Source organism: Actinoallomurus sp. CA-150999, assembly GCF_050942425.1.
GTDB lineage: Bacteria > Actinomycetota > Actinomycetes > Streptosporangiales > Streptosporangiaceae > Actinoallomurus.
In genome coordinates this window covers 2,680,505-2,702,744 of the sequence record NZ_CP192063.1, presented here as the reverse complement: position 1 = coordinate 2,702,744, position 22,240 = coordinate 2,680,505, and the positions used below count along the sequence as shown (strand labels likewise).

Below are 22,240 nucleotides of genomic sequence, written 5' to 3'. Positions count from 1 at the left end.
ATGGAAGGGTTGTCGCTCGCCGGGCGCACCGCGCTGGTGACCGGAGGCGCCGGTGGGATCGGCACGGCGATCTGCGCGGACCTGGCTGCGCTCGGCGCCCGGATCATCGTCGCCGACCTCGACGAGGACGCGGCGCGGAAGACCGCCGCGGCCCTTCCGGACGCGGTCGCCGAACGGGTCGACCTGGCGGACCCGGCGAGCATCGACGACCTGGCGGCCCGCGTCGGCTCCTCCGACATCCTCGTGCACAACGCGGGGATCAGCATCGTCGAGCCGTTCACCGACAGCGACCCCGCCGCCTGGGACCTCATGTGGAGGATCAACCTGCGGGCGCCCATGTACCTCACCCGCCTGCTGCTGCCCGGGATGCGCGACTGGGGCCGCCTCGTCTTCATCTCCTCCGACGGCGCGCGGGCGGGGTCGGGCGGCGAGGGCGCGTACGCCGCGACGAAGGCCGGGCTGTTCGGGCTGGCCAAGACCCTGGCGCGGGAGGCCGCCCGGCAGGGCGTCACCAGCAACGTGGTGTGCCCCGGGCCGACCGACACCGCGATGCAGCACGCGGTCGCCGAACGCCACCCCGGGCTGCTGGAGAAAATCGCCCGGCAGATCCCGCTGCGCCGCATCGGCCGTCCCGCCGACGTGGCGGGCCTCGTCGCGTTCCTGTGCACCGACCGGGCCGGCTACATCACCGGGCAGACCCTGTCCGTCAGCGGCGGCATCACGATGTGCTGACCATGCCCACGTCAAAGCGGAGCGGGCGCGTGTCGTCTGGACCGCGGCCGCCCTCACAGAGAGGCGTAGGCGGCCTCCAGCAGGCGGTAGGCGCGGACGCCGCCGGAGACCTCGTCGCCCATGCGGTTCGGGACGTACGCGAGGGCCAGGCCCTTCTCGATGTCGCCGAGGCTGATCGAGCCGCCCAGACCGGTGTGCCCGAACGCGGAGTCCCAGCCCGCCTTCGGCGTGAGGAACACCAGCGACGGCCGCATGAAGCCGAGGCCGAAGGAACTGTCGATGTACATCACGCGGTCCGAGCCGGCCACCCGCCGCACGACGGCGTCGCGCAGCGTCGTACGGCCGACGATCCGGGCGGCCAGCAGGTCGCGATAGAACTCGGCGAGCGCCCGGGCCGTGGTCACCATGCCGAGCGCGGGCCAGCCCGCCCGCAGCATCTCCGGGTTGTTGTTGCCGCCGGGCAGGCTGGTGATGTTCGGGTTGTCGAACGTCCGGTTAAGCAGGCTGTTCGGATCGCGGAACCCCGCCGTCATCTTGGCGAGGGGGTCCTCGGGGCTGAGGGGCATGGGCACCTCACCGGTCCCGCTGTGCCCGGCCTTACGCGCGGCGCCGCCCTTGTCGACCTTCCGGCCCGCGCTGAGGCGGGCGGCCCGCTCGATCACGTCGTCCGGCGCGCCGATGTGCAGGTCGAGGCCGAGCGGCCCGGCGATCTCGTCGCGGACGAACTCGCCGACCGTACGGCCGGAGCAGCGGCGGACGATCTCGCCGGCCAGCCACCCGTAGGTGATCGCGTGGTACCCGTGCGCGGTGCCGGGCTTCCACTCCGGCTCCTGCGCCGCGAGCAGCGCCGCCATCGCCGCCGGGTCGTGGGCCTCGGCGACCGGCACGTCGCGGCCCAGGGCGGGCAGTCCCACCTGGTGCGACAGCAGGTGCTCGGCGGTCGCGTCCTCCTTGCCGGCCGCGCCGAACTCCGGCCACCACGACGTCACCGGTGCCTCCAGGTCGTACAGGCCGCGTTCGGCGAGCAGCAGTGCCGCCGTGGCCGTCACGGCCTTGGTGCAGGAGAACGCCAGGCACGGGGTGTCGCGCAGCCACGGCCGGCCGGAGCGGCGGTCCGCAAGCCCGCCCCACAGGTCCACGACGCACCGGTCGCCCACGTAGACCGCGACGGCGGCGCCGAACTCCTCACCTCGCGCGAAGCCGTCGGCGAACGCCGTCCGGACCTCTTCGAACGCCGGATCGCAGTGACCTTCGATCATGTGCCTGACTCCTGGAGGGGACGGAATTGTGAGCGAGTCTAATAACTGGGGACGGTGGGGGGACGACGACGAGCGGGGTGCGCTGAACCTCCTCACCCCCGACGTCGTGCGGGCCGCCGCGTCCTGCGTACGGGAGGGCCGGCCGCTGAGCCTGTCGCTGCCGATACGCGGCGCCACGTCCTCGCCCGCGCCGACCACCGTTCCGCACCTGCGCGGCCGTCCGCTTCCGCAGCACTACATGTCGGTGGACGCGGGCGACTACGCCGCCGGCGCCCGGCCGATCGGCGCGGGCCTGAAGGTGGCCGACGACGCGATCGTCGTCACGCCGCACGGCACCACCACGCACATGGACGCGCTGTGCCACATGTGGGCCGGCGACGAGCTGTACAACGGGCATCCGGCCGGGCGGGTCCGCTCGTACGGCGCGACGCGGTGCGGCATCGACAAGGCGGGACCGGTGGTCGGGCGTGGCGTGCTGTTCGACGTTCCTCGCCTGCGGGGCGTCGATCACCTGGCCGCCGGGGACCGGATCTCGGGCGACGAGCTCGCGGCGTGCGGAGTGGACGTACGGCCCGGGGACATCGCCGTGATCCGCACCGGATGGCCGCTGACGTGGCAGGACTCGCCAGAGGCGTACTGGGCCGGGCAGCCCGGCCTGTCGGCCGACGGCGGGCGCCGGCTGGCGGAGTGGGACGTGGCGATGGTGGCGTGCGACAACGCCGCGATCGGCGGCCTCAATGAGCGTCAGTTCGCCGACGAGGGCCTCGACGACGACCTCCACCTGATCTTCCTGTGGCGGCACGGCATTCACCTGGCCGAGATGCTCTGGCTGGAGGAGCTGTCCGCCACGGGCCGTACGGACTTCCTGTTCGTGGCGGCGCCCCTGGCCATCGAGGGCGGCACGGCCAGCCCGATCAACCCTGTCGCGATCCTCTGACCACCGCCACCCGCTTGCGACAGCGCACGCTGCGCGTCGGCCACCACGCCGTTCTCCACGGTCACCGGTGACCATTCGAGCGTCCGCCCTCGCGGCGACGGAACTATAGTTTTACGCTCTGTTGATCGGACCTGTGAGCGGAGCAGCGTGGAACTTCCGGATCTCCCTTCCTGGCCGGCCACGGTCCGCGAGGCCGAGGCCGTCCAGGACCGGCTGCGCACGTGCGTCGACCTCACCTCGCCGGGCCCGGCGTCCGTACGGACCGTCGCGGGACTCGACGTCGCGTACGCGGAGGACCGGCTCGCCGCGGCCGTGGTCGTCCTCGACCTGGAGAGCCTCGACGTGGTCGAGGAGATCGTCGTCCTCGACCGGCCGTCGTTCCCGTACGTTCCGGGGTTGTTCGCGTTCCGCGAGTTGCCGGCGCTGATCGAGGGGCTGCGCCGGCTGGACGTCACGCCCGACCTGCTGATCTGCGACGGTCACGGGCTGGCGCACCCGAAGCGCTTCGGTCTCGCCTGCCATCTGGGCGTGCTCATCGGGCGGCCGGCGATCGGGGTCGGCAAGACGCGGCTGGTCGGCGCGTACGACGAGCCGGGCGCCGACCGCGGCTCCTGGAGCAACGTGACGGACGACGACGAGGTCGTCGGCCGCGCGCTGCGCACTCAGACGGGCGTTCGGCCGATCTTCGTCTCCGTCGGTCACCGCACCGACCTGGAGACGGCCTGCGACGTGACCTTGCGTCTCACGCCGCGCTACCGCCTGCCGGAGAGCACCCGGCGCGCGGACCGCCTCTCCCGCCGCGCGCTCACCGGACGCTGACGGCACGTCCGCCCGACGACGGGACCCGCGCCGAGGCCCGGCGGAGGGAGGGCGTCTCGGCGGCGGACGGGCGAGCCCGTGTCCCCGCCGCCGAGGCGCCCTCGTCCGCTTACAGGGTCTTGAGGAAGCGGGCGGCGATCGGGGCCGCCGCCTTGGCGCCGAAGCCGCCGTCCTCGACGACGACGGCGAACGCCACGTCGCCGTGGAAGCCGATGAACCAGGCGTGCGTCTTCGGCTTCTTGTCCTTGCCCTGCGCGGCGCCGTACTCCGCCGTGCCGGTCTTGCCGGCCGTGCCCGCGGGCAGCCCGGCCGGCTTGGCGGTGCCGGAGGTCACCACGGCGTGCATCATGTCCTCCAGGCTGCTCCTGGCCGAGGAGTCGAGCTGGGAGGGCTTGGCCTTCTGCGGCACCGCCGGCTGGGTGACGAACACCGGGGGCCGCCAGGTGCCGTCCGCGACACCGGCCGCCACGCCGGCCATCGAGAGGGCGTTGGCCAGGTCGCGGCCCTGACCGAAGCCGGCGACCGCCTTCTCGGCGTCGCTCGTCGGCGTGGGGAAGCTGCCCGGCCGCACGGTGACACCGGGATCGATCTTCTGGTTGAACCCGAAGGTGCTCGCCGCGCTCGCCAGCTTCGGCGCGCTGAGCAGCTTCTGGGTCTGCAGGGAGAAGGCGGTGTTGCAGGACTGGGCGAGCGCGTCCTTGAAGGTCATGTCGGCGGCGCCGCCCTCGTCCTCGGAGTTGTGGATCACCTGCCCGCCGATGTTGGCCTTCTTCGGGCACTGCACCTTCGAGGAGGGAGTGAGCCCGGCCTGGAGCAGGGCGTACGCCGTGACCACCTTGAAGGTCGATCCGGGCGGATAGATGCCCTGCATCGCCCGGTCGAAGCCGCCCGGGATGTTGCCGACCCCCAGGATCTGCCCGGTCGCGGGACGCAGCACCACCATGGACGTCGGCTTCTTCTGGCCCTGGAGCGCCTTCGAGAGCGTCTGCTGGACGTGCATGTCGAGGCTGGTCTTGACGTCCTGCCCCGGCTTTCCGGTGAACCCGCCGACGGCCTTGACCGTGTGGCCGGACGCGTCGGCGGTCGAGATGGTCGTGGCGGGCGTGCCGGCCAGCCGCTTGTCGAAACGCTGCTGGATGCCCGACTGCCCGACGACGTCCCCCTTGACGTACGGCGTGCCGAGCTTCTTGGCCTGCTTGGCGGTCAGCGGCGCGGTCGAACCGACGAGCTGCTGGACCGAACCGGACACGTCGGCGCCGTCGATGGCGGTTCCGTCGGCGGCGACGACCTTGCCGCGCTTCTCCCACTTGGACGCGGTCGTCAGGTGCTGGCCGGCGTGCAGGTCGGGGTGGATCGCCTCCGGGCTCCACGCGACCTTCCACGCACGGTGGCTGGTGACCAGACGGAACCGTCCCTGGTACTTCCAGGTCCCCGCGGGCAGCGTGAGGACGGCGCTGAAGGGCGCGGTCGCCTCCTTGCCGTGCTTGGTGACCGTACCGAGTGAGGCTTCGACCTTCGTGGCGCCCAGCCCGGCGCGCAGGCCCTGGTAGTACTGGTCGAAGTCGGCCGGCGGCGTGGCCGTCGCGGTCCGCATCGCCGGCAGGTCGCCGCGCCGCCACCCGGCGAGGAACTCCTCGGCGGTCGCCTCCGGGCTCCCCTTCGTGCGCAGCAGAACGTACGCTCCGCCCCCCGCGGCCGCTACGAGCACCACCGCGACGACGGCGACGATCAGCCAGAGTTTCTTCCGTCTCATCAGCCCCGAGTTTCCCCTACGTTAACGTCCCCCCGCCGGACAATCGTAATGCCCGCCGTCAAAGCGGGTCGGACATCGAAGATCACCACGTCTTGCCCGCCTACCAAGCGTGCGCTAGCTTGGCAATCGATGGACCCGCGCCCGCTGCCCCGGCCGAGCGCGCTGACCGCGCCCTACTGGGAGGCGTGCCAGCGCGGAGAACTCGCCGTCCAGCGCTGCCGCGCCTGCGGACGCCGCGTCCACCTCCCCGAGCCCGCCTGCCCGCACTGCGGTGGCACCGACCTGCCGTACGAGCCGGTGTCCGGGCGCGGCACGGTGCACACCTTCAGCGTCGTCCACCGGGCGTTCCTCCCCGGCCTCACGACGCCGTACGTCCTCGCCTGGATCGACCTTGACGAGGGTGTCCGGGCGTTCGGCGACATCGTCGGCGACATCGCCCCGGAGGAGGTGCGCGTCGGCATGCCCGTGCGCGTGCGCTTCGACGAGCTCCCCGGATTCGGCCGCATCCCCAACTGGAGGCCAGCGTGAAGATCGGCAACGTGCTGTATCCGGTGAGCGACGTCGACCGGGCCGTCGCCTTCTACCGCGACGGGCTGGGGCTCGCGGTGAAGTTCACCGATGGCGGGCGATTCGCCGCGCTGGACGCCGGCGGCACGACGTTCGCCCTGGCCGGACCGGCCGAGGACGTCACCGGAGGGGACCCCGCCGCGTCGTTCAAGGTCCCCGACGTGGCGGCCGCCGTCGAGCGGCTCACCGCCGCGGGCGCGCGGCTCGTCGCCGGTCCGGACGAGGGACCGCACGAGACCAGAGCCGTGCTCCGCGATCCCGACGACAACCCCCTCGTCGTCTACGCGCCACGCTGACCGCCCACCCACGACCGCCCCCGGCGACCGCTCACCCACGACCGACCCCCGGTGACCGCCCGACCACCGCCATCGACCAGGCCCCCGGACGACCGCTCCCATCGATCAGCCCCCTCCCCCGCACCAGGAGACTCCAGTGGCGCGATCACCATTCGGCAACTACGCGTACGCGATCCTCACCGCCGGCGCGCTGCGCACCCCGGACAAGGTGGCGCTCACCTACTGCGGCGAGACCAGCCTCACCTACGACGGGCTCAACCGGAAGGTCAACCGGGTGGCGCACGCGCTGCTGGAGGCCGGGATAGGCCCCGGGCAGCGCGTCGCCTCGCTGATGAACGAGACGCTGAACGTCGCCGAGGTGTACCTGGCGCAGATGAAGCTCGGCTCGGTCGTCTGCGCGCTCAACCCGTACTGGCCGGAGGACACCCTCGCCCAGGTCGTCGAGCACTCCGAGTGCACCGCGTTCGTCTACGACGCGAGCGTCGAGAAGCTCGTCGCGGCCGTACGTCCCCGGCTTCCGGGAGTGCGCCGGTGGATCCGGGTGGGCGGGCCGGCCGAGGACGCCGTCGACCTCGACGCGCTGGCGTCCACCGCCACCGAGGACGAGCCCGCGCTGGGCGGGCACGGCGACGACCTGATGGCGCTGTTCTACACCTCCGGCACGACCGGTCTGCCCAAGGCCGTGCGGCACACGCACTCTTCCAGCCTGGCCTCGGCACAGATCTGGCTGGACATCCCCCATGCCGCCGACTCGGTCATGGGCACCGGCGCGATCATCTGGGGCATCGGGTTCCCCGCGCTGGTCGGCCCGGCGTTCTACGCGGGCATGCGGCTCGTGCTCGAGCAGGACTGGGGCCCGGCCAACTTCCTCAAGGTCGTGCCGCGCGAACGCGTGACCCACGTCAGCCTCATCCCCAGCTTCTTCTCCGCCCTGCTCGGGTCGGACGACCATGCCGACGTGGACCTGTCGTCGCTGTCGGCGATCGTGCTCGGCGGCGAGCCGCTGCTCCCGTCCCTGCGCGAGAGGATCATGAAGCGGCTGCCCGGGGCGGCGATCTTCAGCTACTACGGCCAGACCGAGGCGCCGTACACCTGCATCGGGCGGCAGGACGACGGCAGCCAGGACATCTCCTCCGTGGGCCGGGCCCGCACCTCCACGGCGGTGCGCGTCACCGGCCCGGACGGCGAGCGGCTCGTGAACCAGGTCGGCGAGATCAACCTGACCGGGCCGAACCTCATGCAGGGGTACGACAAGCTGCCGGACAAGACCGCGCAGGTCCTCCGCGACGGCTGGTACGTCGGCGGCGACCTGGGGACCGTCGACGACGACGGCTTCCTGACCGTGCTCGGCCGGCGCGAGGACGCCATCCTCAAGGGCGGCACCTGGTCCCAGCCGAGCGGCCTGGAGGACGCGGCGATCGAGCTCGACGGCGTGGCGGAGGCGGGCGTCGTCGGCGTCCCGGCGCAGGCCGACGGCGAGGACGCGGTCGAGCAGCGGATCCTCGTGGCGGTCGTCCCCCGTGCCGGAGCCGCCCTCGACGCCGACGAGGTGACGGCCCGGCTCGCCGACCGGCTGCCCGCACACCAGGTGCCCGACCTCGTCGTCGTGGCGGACGAACTGCCGCACACCCAGGACGCGTCCGGCGGCCCGGGCAAGCTGTTGCGCCGCGAGATCCGCGCCCGATACGCCGACCTGCTGGAGCGCTTGTGACGGACGGCCTCGAGTCCAAAGGGGGGGTTGTGATGACGGACGGCGTGGAGTCCGAGGAGGTGGCGGTGACAGACGGCGTGGAGCCTGACGGGCGCGCGGTGACAGACGGCGTGGAGCCCGACGGGCCCGCGGTGACGGACGGCATGGAGCCCGACGGGCCCGCAGTGACGGACCGCATGGAGCCCGACGGGCCCGCAGTGACGGACCGCATGGAGCCCGACGGGCCCGCAGTGACGGACCGCATGGAGCCCGACGGGCCCGCAGTGACGGACGGCGTCGACTCCGAGGAGGTGGCGGTGACCGGTCGGGCGGATGCCGTCCCGGTGCCTGTGGCGACGGCCGAGCATGTGGTGAAGGAGTTCGTGTCCGGCTTCGGGATCGCCGTGCCGCGCGGGGCGACGACCCGGTCCGCCGAGGACGTCGCCGTCGCGGCGGGCGGGCTGACGCCGCCTCTCGTCGTCAAGGCGTACGGGCCCGGGCTGGTGCACAAGAGCGAGGCCGGTGCCGTACGGCTCGGGCTCGGCTCGCCGGTCGAGGCGGCGCGGGCCGCGGCCGAGATCCGGGCGGCGCTGACGGGATCCGGCCTCGAGGTCGAGGGCTACCTCGTGGAGGAGCAGGCGCCGCCCGGCGTCGAGGTGATCGTCGGGGCGATCCGCGACCCGTCGTTCGGGCCCGTGCTCCTGGTCGGTCTCGGCGGGGTCTGGACCGAGGTGTTGCGCGACACGGCGCTGCGTCTGTGCCCCATCACCGAGGACGACGCCCGGCGGATGCTGGCGGAGCTGCGCGGCGCGGCCCTCCTCGACGGCTTCCGCGGGTCGCCCGCGGTCGACCGGGACGCGCTCGTCAAGGTGCTGCTCGCGGTCGGCGGCCCCGGCGGCGTGGTCGAGAGCCTCGGCGAGGGGTTCACCGAGTTCGAGCTGAACCCGGTGATCTGCACGCCGGAAGGGGCGGTCGCGGTGGACGCCCGCCTCCTGGGCCCCGCCGAGGTGACCCCGCGCGAACGCCCGGAGCCTCCCTCACAGGACTTCGACCGGCTGTTCGCGCCGCGCGGCGTGGCGGTCGTGGGCGCCTCCACCAAGCGGCCGAACTTCGGCAACATGTTCCTCGGCTTCTACCGCGCGGCGGGCCGCGCCGGTCTCGTCGCCGTTCATCCGACGGCGGACGAGATCGACGGGGTGCCCTGCGTGCCGTCCCTGGAGGGGGCCGAGGTGGACTACGCCCTCGTGGCGGTCCCGGCCGAGCGCTGCCCGGACGTCGTGCTCGAGGCCCGTGGCATCCCCTTCGTGCAGGTGATGAGCGGCGGTTTCCGGGAGACCGGCGCCGCGGGCCTGGAGGATGAGCTCCTCGCCGCCGCCGACGTCGCGGGCGTGCGCCTGCTGGGTCCCAACTGCATGGGCGTGTACTCCCCGGCGGGCGGCCAGACGTTCATCGGCGGGCGGCCGGGCCGCCCGGGGCGGATCGCGCTGATCTCGCAGAGCGGCGGGCTCGCCGGGGAGGTCATCAAGGTCGGCGAGCACCGCGGCCTGGCCTTCTCCAAGGTCGCGACGGTCGGCAACAGCGCCGACGTCGGCCCCGCGGAGCTGCTGCGCTACTTCGCCGCCGACGACGACACGTCCGTGATCGGCCTGTACCTCGAGGATCCGCGCGACGGCCGGGCGCTGTTCGACGCGCTGCGCGCGGTGTCCAAGCCGGTGGTCGCCCTCGTCGGCGGTCGCTCCGCGCAGGGCCACCGGGCCGCCGCGTCGCACACCGGGGCGATGGTCGGCGACGCCCGGGTCTGGGAGGCCCTGGGGAAGCAGGCCGGACTGCCGCTGGTCACCGCCCAGGACGACCTGATCGGCGCCCTCGACCTGCTCGACCTGCACGCCGGGCGGCAGGTGCCCGTCTCCCCCGACGTCCTGGTCATCGGGCCGAGCGGCGGGGCCAGCGTGCTCGCCGCCGACGCGCTCGACCGCGCCGGGCTGCGGCTCGCCCCGCTGCCCGACGTCGACCTCGGCCTGCCCGTCGGCGCCGTCCCCGGCAACCCCCTGGAGATCCCGGTGGGCCCGCGCGGCAAGCCGGACCTCGTGCGGCAGGTCGTCACGGCGATCCAGCGGTCCGCGGCCCGGCCGTACCCGGACGTGATCACGCACGTGAACGTGCAGAGCTTCTTCACCTTCGGCGACAGTGCCGACCCGCTCCTCGCGTACGCGCGCGGCGTCGGGGAGCTGCAGCGCGAGCTGACCGGCACGCGGGTGATCCTCGTGCTGCGCAACGCCGAGTACGCCCCGGCCGGCGTCGAGGACGAGCTGCGGGCGATCGCCCGGGCGGCGGGGATACCGACCTATCGGAGCGTGGAGGCGGCCGCCACGGCGGTGGCGGTGGCCAAGGTCCGCGACCAGCGGCGGAGAGCGTGAGGTGACCATGGGCAGGCTCGACGGAAAGGTGGCGCTGATCACCGGTGGCGCCCGGGGCATGGGCAAGGCCCATGTACGGCGGTTCGTCGCCGAGGGCGCCAGGGTGGTGTTCGGCGACGTCCTGGAGGAGGAGGGCGGCAAGCTCGCCGCCGAGCTCGGGGACGCGGTGCGCTACGTGCCGATGGACGTCACCCGGCCGGAGGACTGGCGGACCGCCGTGGACACCGCCGTCACCGTCTTCGGCGACCTCACCGTGCTGGTGAACAACGCCGGGATCATCAGGCACCGGACGATCGAGGAGATGACCCTCGAGGAGTGCACCCGGATCATCGAGGTCAACCTCATCGGGCAGTGGCTCGGCGTGAAGTCGGTCATCGAGCCGATGCGTGCGGCCGGCGGCGGGTCCATCGTCAACGTCTCCTCGACCGAGGGCTTCATCGGCGCGTCCGGACTCGCGGCGTACTCCGCCAGTAAGTTCGGCGTCCGCGGGCTGACGAAGGCGGCGGCGCGCGAGCTCGGCGCGTACGGCATCCGCGTCAACTCCATCCACCCCGGGGCCATCCTCACCGCGATGTCGATGGACCCGGACGTGGTCGCCGCGACCGCCGACAGCGCCGAGGCGTTCTTCAACGCGCTGCCGCTGAAACGGATGGGCAAGCCGGACGAGGTGCCGGCGCTGGTCGTCTTCCTCGCCTCCGACGAGTCCGGCTACTGCACCGGCAGCGAGGTCCTCATCGACGGCGGCATGCTCACCGGCGCGGGCTACTGACCCGACTTCGTCAGTACGGGCGCGCGCTACTGACCCGACTCTCGTCGGCACCGGCGCGGGCCGCTGATCGAGGACCTGACTTTCGTCGGTATCGACGAGGAGCCACGGCCGGTACGGTTCGGCCGTGCACAGGTCGGTCAGGGACGGGCTGCTCTGGGGGTTCTTCGCGCTCACCGTGCTGGCGGAGAGGGCCGCCCAGGGCGGCGTGGGCGCGCCCTGGCCCGTGGTCGCGGCCGGGCTGGCCGCCCTCGGCATCATCGTCGCGATCGCGCGGTCCCGCCCCCTCACCGCGCTGTACGGAGCGGCGGCCCTTCCACTCCTCCAGTGGACGTACGTCGTGGTGCGCCCAGGACCGTTCTCGCTGTCGTACGTCGTCGCGCTGCCGGTCATGGGCTACCTGGCGGGCCGCCGGCTGCCGCGCGACCGGCCCGTGCTGCTGTCGTTCGTCGCGATCGCCCTCCTGGAACTCGCCCTGGCCGTGGCCGTCGGGACCGTCGAGGGCTCGGCGACCCGGTGGGTGGTGACCTGGTTCGACCTGACCCTCGCGCTGGTGTTCCTGGTCATGTGCCCGTGGCTGATCGGCCGCTACCGGCGGCTCCAGCAGGAGCTCGTACGGGCCGGGTGGGAGCGCGCGGAACGCCTCGAACGCGAACAGCGGATCGTCGCCGACCGTGAGCGGCTGCGCGAGCGCGCACGCATCGCCCAGGACATGCACGACTCGCTCGGCCACGAGCTCAGCCTGATCGCCCTGCGCGCGGGCGCCTTGGAGATGGCACCCGACCTCCCCGAACGCCATCGCGCCGCCGCCGGGGAGCTCCGCGCCGGCACCGCGTCGGCGACCGAGCGGCTCCGGGAGATCATCGGCGTGCTCCGCGATGGGCAGGGCGGGGATCCGGCCGTGCCGCTGACCCCGGCCCGAGAGAGCGTCACCGACCTGGTCGAACGCGCCCGCGCGTCGGGCCTGCCGGTCGAGCTGCGGGACGAGCGCGGGGACGGCGGGTCCGTGCCCCTGCCGGACATGGCCGGCCACGCCGTCCACCGGGTCGTACAGGAGTCGCTCACCAACGCCGCCAAGCACGCCCCCGGCGCGGCGGTGACAGTCCACCTGGCGCGATCGGCGAACGAGACCGTCGTGACGGTGACGAACGAACCGCCGCCCGCCGCAATGAAGCCTGGGACGAACCTGCCGCCGCCCACCTCACCGGGGCCCGGGACAAGCTCGCCGCCACCCGCCGCACTGAGGTCTGGCGCGAACGGACCGCCGTCCGCCGCACCGAAGCCCGGGACGAACCTGCCGCCGCCCACCTCACCGGGGCCCGGGACAAGCTCGCCGCCACCCGCCGCACTGAAGTCTGGCGCGAACGGGCCACCGTCCGCCGCACCGAAGCCCGGGACGAACCTGCCACCGTCCGCCTCACCGGGGCCTGGCGCGAACGGGCCACCGTCCGCCGCACTGAGGCATGAGGCGAACGGGCCGTCGTCCGGCCGTTCCCGGGACGCGTTTGGCGGCGGCCTGGGTCTGGTCGGGCTGCGCGAGCGCGTCCGGCTCGCGGGCGGCTCGCTGCGCGCGGGCCCGCACGGAGGCGGGTTCGAGGTGCTCGCCCGGCTGCCGCACACGGCACCCGCCAGGTCACCCGACGACGGCGCGGCGGGCGGCTCCGACTCCGCCCTGGGCCTGGCGCGAGCGCGCGGGCAGGTCCGGCGCGGGCTGGTCACCGCGTTGATGGTGCCGCTGTCCATCGCCGCGAGCCTGGCGATCGCCCTGCTCGGCTACTACCTCTACACGACCGAGAACTCCGTCCTCGACCCGGCGCGCTTCGACCGGCTGCGGGTCGGCCAGGCCCGCTCGGCGATCGACCTGCCACCGGTGGAGATGATCGACGCCCCGGTCGGTTCCGGCCCGGCGCAGCCGCGCGGCGCGTCGTGCCGGTACTACCGCTCGGACGACAATCCGCTCGGCGTGGGAGACGTGTACCGGCTGTGCTTCTCCGGCGGCCGGCTCGTCGCCAAGGACGTCATCTCGCCCGCCGACCGGATGCGAAAGGACTGATCGATGATCCGGGTGCTCCTCGCCGACGACGAGGCCATGATCCGTGCCGGGGTCCGCGCGATCCTCGCCACGGACTCCGACATCGAGGTGGTCGCGGAGGCGTCCGACGGGCGGGAGGCCGTAGAGCTGGCCCGCTCGCACCGGCCGGACGTCGCACTGCTGGACATCCGGATGCCGCGGCTGGACGGGCTGAGCGCCGTACCGGAGATCCGGCGGGCGGTCCCGGACACCGCCGTGCTGATGCTGACGACGTTCGGGGAGGACGAGTACATCGCCCGGGCGCTGGGCGACGGGGCGGCCGGTTTCCTGCTCAAGGCGGGCGACCCGCGTGAGCTCCTCGCGGGCGTACGGGCGGCCGCCGACGGCGGAGCGTACCTCTCGCCGCCGGTGGCCCGGCGTGTCATCACCGAACTGAACCGCGGCCGCCTGTCCCGCGGCGCCGAGGCACGGGCCCGCGTCGACACGCTCACCGGCCGCGAACGCGAGGTCCTGGCGCTGGTCGGCACCGGCCTGTCGAACGCGCAGATCGCCCGCCGCCTGCATCTCGTCGAGGGCACCGTCAAGGCGTACGTGAGCGCCATCTTCACCCGCCTCGGCGTACGCAACCGCGTCCAGGCCGCGATCCTCGCCTACGAGGCCGGTCTCGTAGGCGAGGACGGTCCATGAGGCCGGGGCCCCGCGGGTCGTCACCGCACGAAGACGACGTCCGGGTGACGCGGTGACGGGCCGTCGAGCAGGCGCTGCGGCCGGTGACGGAGGTGCTCGTCGAAGAACGCCCCGATGTAGGCGCGCTCGGAGGCGACGATCCGCGCGGAGTCGACCGTGCCGATCCACCCGGCGATGAGGTCCTTCGACACGTCGAAGCGCCGCGCGATCTGCGGCAGGGTCGCCTCGTCGTCGGTGAACGTGTAGTGCTTCGCCTGCGGGACGTTCAGGTCGAGCTTCCAGCCGGTCGAGTGCTCCCAGAACGACCCCCACGACGGCTCCGAGCGGTGCGTCTGCTGCGCGCCCATGAGCAGGAACGGCCGGTCCAGACCGTGTTCCGCGACCGGAAGCATCTCGGTGCCGCTGTACTTCATGGTCCCGTCCAGGTCGACGCCCGCGTCGACGCGGCGGTCCTCGTCCATGGCCTGCGCGGCGCCGATGCCGCCCGCCGAGTGCCCGAACATTCCGATCCGGGACAGGTCCAGGGCGCGTCCGAGCCCGGCCGGGAGCGCCCGGTGTTCGGCGTCGGGGTTCCGTCCCTGCCGAAGCGCCGTCAGCCGGTCGAGGACGAACCGCGTGTCCCGCACCCGTGCGGCCATCGCCGTCTTCTGCCGTTCGACGGAAGAGGGCGGCAGGCTCTGCACCTCGACCCGTCCGCCCGGGAATTCCACGTCGGCCGTCTCGTAGGTGTGGTCCATCGTCACGACCACGTACCCGCGGCTGGCGAGCTCCTCCACCAGGACGGTGCCCCGCGTCCGTTCGACGCCGAACCCGGGCGAGTACAGCACCACCGGGAGGTTCCGTCCCGCCGCCGGCGCGGACGAGACGGCGTGGGTCGCGACGCCCGCCCAGTCGATCGAGCCCGGCTTGATCCCGAGCAACTGCGAGGCGCCCTGGTCGAAGTGCGCGGCCGCCCCCGGCCGCATGTAGGGCGCGCGTGGGCCCGCGGTTTTCCGTGCCGGGTACCACACGCTGACCATCAGCTCGCGTTGCTTCCCCTTCACCCACGGGTCGGGGCGGGAGCGGTCGACCAGATGCAGTTCGGTGGTGCCGATGGCGTACGGGCCGGTCGGCGCGGGCAGCGTGAACCGGTACGGCGACGTGCGCACCGCCCCGGCCTGCCGCGCGTCGGCGCGACTGCCCGCCCCGCACGCGGTCAGCGCCCCCGCAAGAGCGGCGACGCCGAGCAGCCCGGCCACGTGCCGGCGGGTGGACACAGAGCTCTTTCCCATTGGTGATCTCCTGAGAGGTCGTGTCATGTCGGCACGACCGTAGGAATCACCGGGGAGCCGCCACAGCGCACGATCGGCGGTGGTCACCCCTGACTTTCGTCAGGCGGGGCTCAGCGCTCGGCGGCGTTGCGGAGGGCCAGCGTCGTCCGCGCCAGTTCGTCGGCGGAGGGGGCGGAGCCCGCCACCACGCCCACCGTGGAGCCGTCCGCCCACGCGCACCCGGCTCCGCCGCGCGATCCGGGGGCGCAGCGCAGCGCGCCGCCGAGGGGTCCCGCCGGGTAGTCCTTCGGGCCGGACAGCGGCATGGCCGCGAGGGCGGAGTCGACCTCGGTCTTGGGCGGGTTCCTGCGCAGTTCCTGGGCGATGGTCGGGTGGTCGCCGGCCGCCAAGCCGATGAAGGCGATCCGCTGGTGGGCGTCCCCGTGCCGCTGGAACACCGCGATCTTCATCTTGGCGGCGAACACCGGGTTCTGCTGAGCCTGGGCCTTGCGGATGTCCTGGATGACGCGCTCGGCGTCCGCGCTGGTCACCCTGGTGTATTCGGCGAAGGAGTCCGGGACCTTGATCGTGCGCTGCGTACCCGCCGGCGAGGGGCCGGCCGTTCCCCCGTACGCCGCCGTCCGCGCGCCCGAGGACGACCCGCACCCGGCGACGCCGACGACGAAGGACAGCACGGCGAACACCCCGACATGGCCCCTGAACTGCCCGAACACCGCCATACCCGCCAAGCTACGCGGCCCCGCGACCGTCAATTATCCGCAAACGGAACAGATCACCTAAACGTCCGCCCAAGGTTCCGTGATCGCCGTGGGTGGTCGGGGCGATGGCCCCGACCACCCACGGCGGAAGACCGAAGCCGGCTCCGCGCTCAGCCAGGTCGGCGGCGTTCACACCTTCAGGGCGTCGATTTCGGGCGAACGCGTCGAGGTGGCCGTCGTCGAGGCCCGAATCGGCACGACGTCGAGCTGAGCGAGCCGGCCTTGGGCGGTGGCGTTGTCGGCTGCGGGCTGTACGTTCCGCCCATGACCGAGGACGACTTCTGGGAGATCATCGACGACTGTCGTGCGGCGTGTGGCGGCGACTTCGTCGAGCACGTCCGCCTGCAGGGCGAACGGCTGTCTGAGATGAGCGTGGATGAGCTCCTGAGTTTCGCCGGCCATTGGGACGCGGCGGACGACATCGCCTTCGCCTGGGAGATCTGGGATGCGGCTGCTTTGTTGCTCGGCGGCTGCGGTGATGACACGTTCGGGGACTTCAGGGCCTGGTTGATCGCTCAAGGGCGCGCTGCTCTTGAGCAGGTAGCGGCGGAGCCTGACTCCTTGGCCGACTTGACGAAGAGCTGGACCGAGGCGACCTATCGAGCTGCGGAAGTTATGGGGTATCAGGTCTTTTCGGTCTATGAGGAGAAGACCGGATCGTGTGACATGCCCCTGACAGAGTGGGATCTCCCTCGAGGACCGTCCGGCAGTTCGGGCAAGATCGCGACCAGGGAACTGGCGTATGCGCACTACCCAAGGCTGGCAGCGCGTTACTACGGCTCGGCGGATGAACATCGATAGATTCGCCTTCCGCGTCAGCGCATCAGCCGGCGGTTCCGGCGTGCCTTGGGCGTCTGCTCTTCAGACCGAGTCGACCAGATGACGTGAGGGCCCATAGCCGATCTTCCAACTCGCGCAGTAGCCGATGAGCCCGTCGCTCGTGCATCGGACCGCGATGTTGACCCATCGGATATCCGAGGCGGGCGTGTCGTCGTAGAACGTGAAGCCAACCGCCGTCTCGAACTCGTCCGAACCGCACGTGCACTCGACGATGTAGCCGACTTCGGCCTCTTCCTCTGTTGTGGGCCAATACTCCTCGCTGTCCAGCATGTAGGCGGTCTGATCGCACTGGACGCAGGTGCGGCGCACACATGTCGAGGATTCGCCGGTCTCGAGCACGAAGACCTGACCTGTGCAGTGGCCGCAGTGTGCCGATACCACCTGATGCGCGACGTACTCATGCTGATCCGCGCCGAAATAGGCGACCAGATCATCGAGGTCGTCTCCGGCCCAGCTGTCATCGACCTTCCTGAGTGCCACGCAGGCAAGGTAGCGGCCGCTCCCCGACCGCGTGCGGCCGGATGCCTGCTGGTCATGTTCAGCTTCCGGTCGAACCTCCGGATCTAGGCGAGGCCCCCGACGCTGCTAGGGATCTCCACCGGGCGGCGGTCGGGCCAGCGTTCGGCGGCCTCGAGCTGGGCGGCGAGCGACAGGAGGGTGGCCTCGTCGTTCTCCCGGCCCAGGAACTGCGCACCGATCGGCAGGCCGGTGGTGCTGAGCCCGGCGGGTACGCCGATGGCCGGCCAGCCGAGGACGTTCCAGGCCCAGCAGAACGGGCACGCCGCCGCCGCGAGCTTGCCGGTCGCCCACCAGCCGCGCCCGCTGAGCGCGCCGATGCGCAACGGGAGCTGGGCGGTGGCCGGGGTCAGGACGACGTCGGCGCGCTGGAAGATCTTCCCGATCCGGCGGCCCATGCGGGGTTCGGCGCGGCGGCTGGCGGGTACGAGCCGCCGTCCGATGTGGCGGCCGAGGAGCGCCTCGGTGCGGGTGGCGGGTTCGGGGTCGGCGTCCGGGATGGCGTCGAGCCAGTCCGCGACCCCGGCGGTCCCGCGCGGCAGGAAGGCCAGGCCGATCAGGCCGTAGTCCGGGTCGGCCGGGAACACGTCGTGTCCCAGGTCGGCGAGGACGCCCGCGAGGCGCAGCACCGCCGCCCGGATCTCCGGGTCGACCGCGGACGGCACGCCGAACGGCGAACGGAACGAGACGGCGATCCGCAGTCGTCCGGGCTCCCGCGCGGCGGCCTCGCGGTAGGGCTCGGCGGGCGCGGGCGGGCGGTAGACGTCGTCGGGGTGGTTGCCGGTCAGCACGTCGAGGAGCAGCGCCGCGTCTTTGACCGTACGGGTGAGGGGGCCGGCGACCGCGATGCCGTAGAACGGGTCAACGTGCGGCCACACGGAGACGCGGCCGCGCTGGGGTTTGAGGCCGACGAGCCCGGTCCAGGCGGCGGGGATGCGCAGGGAGCCCGCGCCGTCGGAGCCGACCGCTCCGGAGACCAGGCCGGCCGCGACCGCCGCCGCCGAACCGGCGCTCGACCCGCCCGGCGTGCGCTCGGAGTCCCAGGGGTTGCGGACGATCCCGAAGCCGATGGTCTCCCCGGTCGGCCACTGCCCGAGCTCGCTGGTGTTGGTCTTGCCCACGATGATCGCGCCGGCCGCGCGGAGCCTGCGCACCACCTCGCTGTCGGCGATCTTCGGCTCGTGCCTGCCACGGCAGCCGAAGGGGGTGATGTGCCCGGCCAGGTCGGTGTCGTCCTTGATCGCGACGGGGACCCCGAGCAGCGCGGGACGCTCCTCTCCGCGCCATCGGTCGGCCCGGTCCGCGTCTTCCAGTGCCTGGTCGGCGAGGACGACGCGGAAGGCGCCGAGGGCGGCGTCGCGCTCGATCCGCTCGAGGGAGTACTCCACGAGTTCGCGGGAGGAGACTTCGCCCGCGGCGAGTCGCGCGGCGTCTTTGGTGAGTCCTTCGATCACAGGAACCCCCCGAGGTTCGCTATCGTTCGTTCGAACGAACGATAATCCCGAACGGGCTTCGGTGAAAAGGGCCCGATACGCCAGACTTGACCCAAGATGGAAGACACACGAGAACGCATCCTGCTCGCCACCCTTCGCCTGATCGGCGAGCACGGCGTCGGCGCGGTCACCAACCGGCGGGTCGCGACGGCCGCGGGCGTCGCGCTGGGGTCGCTGACGTACCACTTCCCCAACCAGACCGAGCTCCTACGGGAGACCCTCAGCCGCTACGTCGACGAGGAGATCCAGCGGATCAGCGAGATCGCCGCGCGACTCCAGGGCATCACCCCCGAACAGGCCGTCGTGGAGGCCGAGCGCGCCATCGCCGACCTGCCGCGCGGCCCTGAGGAGGTCGCCACCCTCGAGCTGCACCTGCACGCCTCGCGCGACCCGCTGGTGCGGGAGGCCGCCGTCCGCTCGATGGAGGCGTACGACCGGCTGGCGACCGCGATCCTGACCGCCCTGGACATCCCCGGCCCGGAGGCCAAGGCGCCGACCGTCGTCGCGCTGCTCTACGGCCTCGCGGTGCGCCGCCTGGCCACCGGCGATCCCTCGGGAACCGCGGAGGCCCTCCGCCTCCTGCTGTACGGCGCGACCGCACCCCAACCGGACTGACGGGAGACAGGCGGCCCCGATCGGACCAACCGGGTGGACCGCACCCCAACCGGACCGACGGAGGCGGGCGGCCCCAATCGAACCGGCCGAAGGCGGGCCGCACCCCAGCCAGACTGGCGGGAGAGTGGCGGCCCCAAACGGACCAACCGGAGGTGGACCGCACCCCGACCGGACCGACCGAGGCGGGCGGTCCCAAACGGACCGCCCGAAGGCGGGCCGCACCCCGACCGGACCGGCAGAAGACGGACAGCCCCAAACGGACCGCCCGAAGGCGGGCCGTCGGACCAGCCGAAGGTGGGCCGCACCTCGATCGGATGGACCGAAGGTGGGCCGCCCGCCGCCGGGGCCTCCTCTCCCGGCGAGCCCAACGGCGGCGGGCGCGTGCGCGGTGCACCGGATCCGTCCCCTCTCACGGGTCCGGGCGAACCAGCACGTACGACCGCGGCCCAGGGCGGAAAGGTGACGCCCCGTTGCGGTCGTGGAACGTACGGTAGACGAGTCAGGGTTGCAAACAGGTTGCAACCGCTCGATGACCAAAGGCGATGATCGCAGGTCGTCAGTTTGGCCGAACCGCTTGCGGCCGGGGTCTCCAGCCCCAATGCTCGGGGCAGACACGCCCCCATGGAGAAGCACCATGCGAAGCAGCCACGTGTGCGACAACCCCGCGGACTGTGATCGCCGGACCGCCGTGCTGTGCGAGGCGGCGGTCACGGCATCGGTCCTCACCGGCCGCGCGCCGATCCGCGAGTCGTGGCGCCGTTCGCTGGCGGCGGGCGTCGACCCGGAGATGTGCGCGGCGCCCCAGGCGATCGACGCGGCCAGAGTGGCGGACGTCCGGTCCGCCCACCCGCTGGACCGGCACCTGCCGCAGCTCCGCGACACGCTGCGCGGCATGGCCGACGCCACGACCCACCTCATGGTGATCACCGATGGCGACGCGCGGGTGCTGTGGAGCGAGGGCCCGAGCGACGTACGGCGGTGCGCGGACGCCGTCGGGCTCATCGAGGGGTTCCGCTGGTCGGAGGAGGTCATCGGGACGAACGGCATCGGCACGGCGCTGAGCACCGGCGCCCCGACGTACGTCCGGGCCACCGAGCACCTGGTCCGCGTGCTCCATCCGTGGTCGTGCGCCGGCGCGCCCATCGTCGACCCGGACACCGGCAGGGTGATCGCCTGTGTGGACATCAGCGCGACGGTCGACGCCCTGCACCCGGCCGTCGTCGCGCTGGTGGAGGCCGCCGCCCGCCTGACCGAGGCCTGGCTGACCCTGGAGATGAACCACCGCGACGAGTGCCTGCGCGCCCGGTACATGCGCCATGTTCGCGGGGACACCCGGGCGCTGGTGACGACGACGGGACGCATCCTGGCGGCCGACCCCGACGGCTGGCGCGGCGGGCGGGTCATCGTTCCGGAGGCGGGTGCCCGGGTGGCGCTGCCCGACGGCCGGACCGCCGTGGCGGAGAGGCTGGGCCAGGCCTACCTGCTGCGCGCCACCGGCTCGGAGGACCGGTGCTCGCTCACGCTGCGGCTGCTCGGCGACGGACAGCCCTGTGCCTTCCTCGACGGGCGGCGCATCCCGCTGTCCCTGCGGCACGCGGAGCTGCTCGCGCTGCTCGCGCTCCATCCGAGCGGGCTGACGGGCGAGCAGTCGTCGCTGTACATCTACGGTGACGAGGGCAATCCGGTGACCGTCCGGGCGGAGATCCACCGGCTCCGCGGGCAGCTGGGGAACATCGTCCGGGCCAAGCCCTATCGCCTCGACTGCGACGTCGAGGCCGACTTCCTGACCGTACGGCGGCTGCTGGCGGCCGGTGACGTCGCGGCGGCCGTACGCCTGTATCCGGGGCCGCTGCTCCCCCGCTCGGAGTCACCGGCCGTCCACGCCGAGCGGGACGAGCTGACCGCCCAGCTGCGCCGGCAGGTCCTGCACCGCGGCGACGCCGAGGCACTGTGGTGCTACGCGCAGGTGGCGGGCGACGATCTGGAGGTCCTGGCCAAGCTGGCGGGCGTACTGCCGCCCGGGGACCCGCGCCGGGTCTCCGTACAGCTCCGTTGGGACCGCACCATGCGCGACGACTGAACGCAGGCCGGCTCAGGTGCGGGTGAGACGGCGGACGGCCTCGAGGCCCTTCTCGTCGCCGGGCCAGCGGCGGGCGACCGCGTCCGGTCCGGCCCGGCGGATCACCGAGCGCAGCACGACGGCGACGAGGATCGCGTCGTCGGCGTAGCCGAGGACGGGGATGAAGTCGGGGACGAGATCGATCGGCATCGCCAGGTAGGCGAGCAGCAGCCACAGCCGGAGGCGTACGCCGCGCGGCAGCGTGGAATCGCGCGCGAGCCGGGCGACGAGCCGGAGCAGGTCGGGCAGCAGCCGTACGGCGTCGCCCAGTGTGGCGCCCTTCGGCCGCGCCAGCGCCAGGAAGCCGACGAGGAGCAGCCAGAGCAGGAGCAGACCGGCCGCCGCCGCGAGGAGGCCGGTGAGGACGTCCGTCAGGAGGCCGGCTCGGACGGGCTCGGCGCGTCCTCGACCATGTCGTCGAACTCGCCGTCCTTCACACCCAGGATGAACGCCTCCCACTCGGCGGGTGTGTAGTACAGCGCGTCGCCGTCGGGCTTGGCGGCGTCCCGCATCACGACCATGCGGTCGGCGTGCTTGTGCTTGATCGGCACGTCTGCGCCGTCGACGAACAGGATCTCGACGGAGCCGGATTCCTCGCTCATGCCGTCCTTCTTCTGCTCGGGGGAACGCTCGTGCCGCCGCCGGGAGGCGACGCACCCCAGGCTATCGGGCG

22 protein-coding genes are annotated in these 22,240 nt (G+C 72.8%); 14 read left to right on the top strand and 8 right to left on the bottom strand.

The window, feature by feature from the left end; genetic code table 11:
* Positions 1 to 732 carry an SDR family NAD(P)-dependent oxidoreductase gene (locus ACQP2O_RS12855; protein WP_433183364.1) on the top strand — a complete coding sequence of 244 codons (732 nt, stop codon included), beginning with the start codon at positions 1 to 3 and terminating at the stop codon, positions 730 to 732.
* 53 nt (positions 733 to 785) lie between these two features.
* On the opposite strand, the gene ACQP2O_RS12850 is transcribed toward ACQP2O_RS12855, so the two are convergent.
* Positions 786 to 1,991, bottom strand: coding sequence for a serine hydrolase domain-containing protein (locus tag ACQP2O_RS12850; RefSeq protein WP_433183361.1), 1,206 nt, complete (start codon positions 1,989 to 1,991; stop codon positions 786 to 788).
* A gap of 25 nt (positions 1,992 to 2,016) precedes the next feature.
* On the opposite strand from ACQP2O_RS12850, the gene ACQP2O_RS12845 reads away from it, so the two are divergent.
* Positions 2,017 to 2,928 carry a cyclase family protein gene (locus ACQP2O_RS12845; protein WP_433191006.1) on the top strand — a complete coding sequence of 304 codons (912 nt, stop codon included), beginning with the start codon at positions 2,017 to 2,019 and terminating at the stop codon, positions 2,926 to 2,928.
* A 147-nt stretch (positions 2,929 to 3,075) separates the two neighbouring features.
* Entirely contained in the window at positions 3,076 to 3,747 is a 672-nt protein-coding gene (locus ACQP2O_RS12840) for an endonuclease V (RefSeq protein WP_433183358.1), read from the top strand.
* Positions 3,748 to 3,856: 109 nt separating this feature from the next.
* Here the strand turns inward: ACQP2O_RS12840 and ACQP2O_RS12835 are convergent, their stop codons facing one another.
* Positions 3,857 to 5,500 (bottom strand): penicillin-binding transpeptidase domain-containing protein, encoded by a 1,644-nt coding sequence (locus tag ACQP2O_RS12835; protein ID WP_433183355.1) that lies wholly within the window; start codon positions 5,498 to 5,500, stop codon positions 3,857 to 3,859.
* Positions 5,501 to 5,629: 129 nt separating this feature from the next.
* Here ACQP2O_RS12835 and ACQP2O_RS12830 point away from each other — a divergent pair, with 129 nt between their 5' ends.
* The 7 genes from ACQP2O_RS12830 to ACQP2O_RS12800 all read left to right on the top strand — a co-directional run bounded on the left by ACQP2O_RS12830 (position 5,630) and on the right by ACQP2O_RS12800 (position 13,955).
* Positions 5,630 to 6,028, top strand: coding sequence for a Zn-ribbon domain-containing OB-fold protein (locus ACQP2O_RS12830; RefSeq protein ID WP_433183352.1), 399 nt, complete (start codon positions 5,630 to 5,632; stop codon positions 6,026 to 6,028).
* A complete protein-coding gene (locus ACQP2O_RS12825; RefSeq protein ID WP_433183349.1) occupies positions 6,025 to 6,363 on the top strand; it encodes a VOC family protein in 339 nt (112 codons plus the stop codon). Before ACQP2O_RS12830 ends, ACQP2O_RS12825 begins: the two co-directional genes overlap by 4 nt.
* Positions 6,364 to 6,499: 136 nt before the next feature.
* Positions 6,500 to 8,074 carry a class I adenylate-forming enzyme family protein gene (locus ACQP2O_RS12820; protein ID WP_433183346.1) on the top strand — a complete coding sequence of 525 codons (1,575 nt, stop codon included), beginning with the start codon at positions 6,500 to 6,502 and terminating at the stop codon, positions 8,072 to 8,074.
* Positions 8,075 to 8,106: 32 nt separating this feature from the next.
* Positions 8,107 to 10,470 (top strand): acetate--CoA ligase family protein, encoded by a 2,364-nt coding sequence (locus tag ACQP2O_RS12815; protein WP_433183343.1) that lies wholly within the window; start codon positions 8,107 to 8,109, stop codon positions 10,468 to 10,470.
* 7 nt (positions 10,471 to 10,477) lie between these two features.
* Positions 10,478 to 11,239 (top strand): glucose 1-dehydrogenase, encoded by a 762-nt coding sequence (locus tag ACQP2O_RS12810; protein ID WP_433191004.1) that lies wholly within the window; start codon positions 10,478 to 10,480, stop codon positions 11,237 to 11,239.
* A 124-nt stretch (positions 11,240 to 11,363) separates the two neighbouring features.
* The gene (locus tag ACQP2O_RS12805; protein ID WP_433183340.1) at positions 11,364 to 13,289 is read left to right on the top strand and encodes a sensor histidine kinase; all 1,926 of its coding nucleotides are present in this window, start codon (positions 11,364 to 11,366) and stop codon (positions 13,287 to 13,289) included.
* A gap of 3 nt (positions 13,290 to 13,292) precedes the next feature.
* Entirely contained in the window at positions 13,293 to 13,955 is a 663-nt protein-coding gene (locus tag ACQP2O_RS12800; protein WP_433183337.1) for a response regulator, read from the top strand.
* Positions 13,956 to 13,975: 20 nt separating this feature from the next.
* On the opposite strand, the gene ACQP2O_RS12795 is transcribed toward ACQP2O_RS12800, so the two are convergent.
* Entirely contained in the window at positions 13,976 to 15,226 is a 1,251-nt protein-coding gene (locus ACQP2O_RS12795) for an alpha/beta hydrolase family protein (RefSeq protein ID WP_433183334.1), read from the bottom strand.
* A gap of 110 nt (positions 15,227 to 15,336) precedes the next feature.
* A complete protein-coding gene (locus tag ACQP2O_RS12790) occupies positions 15,337 to 15,945 on the bottom strand; it encodes a hypothetical protein (protein ID WP_433183331.1) in 609 nt (202 codons plus the stop codon).
* 79 nt (positions 15,946 to 16,024) lie between these two features.
* Here ACQP2O_RS12790 and ACQP2O_RS12785 point away from each other — a divergent pair, with 79 nt between their 5' ends.
* Both ACQP2O_RS12785 and ACQP2O_RS12780 read left to right on the top strand, forming a co-directional pair.
* On the top strand, positions 16,025 to 16,195 hold the full coding sequence (locus ACQP2O_RS12785; RefSeq protein ID WP_433183328.1) for a hypothetical protein: 171 nt from the start codon (positions 16,025 to 16,027) through the stop codon (positions 16,193 to 16,195).
* 53 nt (positions 16,196 to 16,248) lie between these two features.
* On the top strand, positions 16,249 to 16,785 hold the full coding sequence (locus ACQP2O_RS12780; protein WP_433183325.1) for a DUF4240 domain-containing protein: 537 nt from the start codon (positions 16,249 to 16,251) through the stop codon (positions 16,783 to 16,785).
* A gap of 60 nt (positions 16,786 to 16,845) precedes the next feature.
* Here ACQP2O_RS12780 and ACQP2O_RS12775 read toward each other — a convergent pair whose 3' ends face one another.
* Together ACQP2O_RS12775 and ACQP2O_RS12770 are read right to left on the bottom strand one after the other, a co-directional pair.
* Positions 16,846 to 17,304, bottom strand: a complete 459-nt coding sequence (locus tag ACQP2O_RS12775) for a hypothetical protein (RefSeq protein ID WP_433183323.1) — start codon at positions 17,302 to 17,304, stop codon at positions 16,846 to 16,848.
* Positions 17,305 to 17,387: 83 nt separating this feature from the next.
* Positions 17,388 to 18,794 (bottom strand): amidase, encoded by a 1,407-nt coding sequence (locus ACQP2O_RS12770; RefSeq protein ID WP_433183320.1) that lies wholly within the window; start codon positions 18,792 to 18,794, stop codon positions 17,388 to 17,390.
* 96 nt (positions 18,795 to 18,890) lie between these two features.
* Here ACQP2O_RS12770 and ACQP2O_RS12765 point away from each other — a divergent pair, with 96 nt between their 5' ends.
* Both ACQP2O_RS12765 and ACQP2O_RS12760 read left to right on the top strand, forming a co-directional pair.
* Positions 18,891 to 19,448, top strand: a complete 558-nt coding sequence (locus ACQP2O_RS12765) for a TetR/AcrR family transcriptional regulator (RefSeq protein WP_433183317.1) — start codon at positions 18,891 to 18,893, stop codon at positions 19,446 to 19,448.
* Positions 19,449 to 20,082: 634 nt separating this feature from the next.
* The gene (locus ACQP2O_RS12760) at positions 20,083 to 21,528 is read left to right on the top strand and encodes a GAF domain-containing protein (protein ID WP_433183315.1); all 1,446 of its coding nucleotides are present in this window, start codon (positions 20,083 to 20,085) and stop codon (positions 21,526 to 21,528) included.
* A 12-nt stretch (positions 21,529 to 21,540) separates the two neighbouring features.
* On the opposite strand, the gene ACQP2O_RS12755 is transcribed toward ACQP2O_RS12760, so the two are convergent.
* Positions 21,541 to 22,026: a YkvA family protein gene (locus tag ACQP2O_RS12755; RefSeq protein ID WP_433183312.1), complete on the bottom strand. Its 486-nt coding sequence runs from the start codon at positions 22,024 to 22,026 to the stop codon at positions 21,541 to 21,543.
* Complete coding sequence (locus ACQP2O_RS12750; RefSeq protein ID WP_360889506.1) at positions 21,939 to 22,169, bottom strand: DUF397 domain-containing protein; 231 nt, start codon at positions 22,167 to 22,169, stop codon at positions 21,939 to 21,941. The genes ACQP2O_RS12755 and ACQP2O_RS12750 overlap by 88 nt, the downstream gene beginning before the upstream one ends.
* Between the last annotated feature and the right edge of the window lie 71 nt (positions 22,170 to 22,240).